The sequence below is a fragment of the Pseudochrobactrum sp. AO18b genome (assembly GCF_000409565.1).
GTDB classification, from domain to species: Bacteria; Pseudomonadota; Alphaproteobacteria; order Rhizobiales; family Rhizobiaceae; genus Pseudochrobactrum; species Pseudochrobactrum saccharolyticum.
This window is the reverse complement of the sequence record NZ_ANNO01000130.1, coordinates 1-1,066: the sequence shown is the minus strand read 5'-3', so window position 1 is coordinate 1,066 and position 1,066 is coordinate 1. Positions and strand designations below refer to the sequence as shown.

Below are 1,066 nucleotides of genomic sequence, written 5' to 3'. Positions count from 1 at the left end.
GGGTTTTTTTATTGGTTCGCAATAAGAATCATTAGCGGGAATAGCGGCGTTAAAGGTCGCATTCGCCTTGTCAAAGCTCATGGCAAAAATGTCACGTCTTGTAAAAAGCGTTTCATGCAGCTTTTCATCTTTTAGAAAATTAGATTTATCAATCTATGTTATTCAATAAATTTTCATGGTTATTCTTAAATATTTGTATCTTTCTTAAGATGTGAACATATTTTGTGAAATTTATTCTAATTGATTGTCATTTTTTATTTGAATTGTTATTCTTTGGTTGTCCTGATTTTTTATACTGTTTTATTTTTATTGATATTTTAAAATAAGATAAGGTTTTTCCGATGAATATATCGCGGCCAATACTTTATGGTGTCAATTTAACAGATGTACAGGAAATTGAACTTGTCGATATTATCAGTAGTCATGCGGTGCGGCTTGGCTTTGACTATTACAGTTTTGTTCTTCGTATCCCGCAGTCACTGACGCGCCCGAAAATTCAGGGTTTCGACAATTATTCTGAAGGCTGGCGCAGTTATTATGTGCGCAATGAATGTATTCTGACCGATCCCGCAATTCAGCAGGCGATGCGGTCTTCCAAGCCGGTCGTCTGGACTGAGAAACTCTATCAGCAGAATAAAATTCTGTGGCAGGAAATGAGACGTGACGGCCATTCTGTGGGTATTACGCAGTCCTGCTGGGGGCCGCAATCGGTTGCCGGCTTTCTGTCTTTCAGCCGAACCAGCGATGCAATCAGCAAAGCCGAGTTGAAAGAGCTGGAGCCGGAATTGCGTGAGTTGAGCCTGTCTCTGTTCACAAGATTTTATGATCTTTATCGGCTGGATGAGACCTATAATACTGAGGATCAGATTATTACACTGCGGGAGCGGGAAATATTGCGCTGGACCGGTGACGGTAAAACCGCTGAGGATATTTCAATTATACTCAATATCACGCCGCGCACGGTGCATTTTCACATGAACAATGTTCTGAATAAGCTGATTGTTTCCAACAAGGTTCATGCGGTGATGAAGGCGCATCTGATCGGATTGCTCTGAAATGCAAAACG

The 1,066-nt window shown here is 40.8% G+C and carries 1 protein-coding gene; it reads left to right on the top strand.

What is annotated here, in order from left to right:
* Positions 1 to 341: 341 nt before the first annotated feature.
* Positions 342 to 1,055: an autoinducer binding domain-containing protein gene (locus tag A918_RS19570; RefSeq protein WP_022710089.1), complete on the top strand. Its 714-nt coding sequence runs from the start codon at positions 342 to 344 to the stop codon at positions 1,053 to 1,055.
* Positions 1,056 to 1,066: the final 11 nt, after the last annotated feature.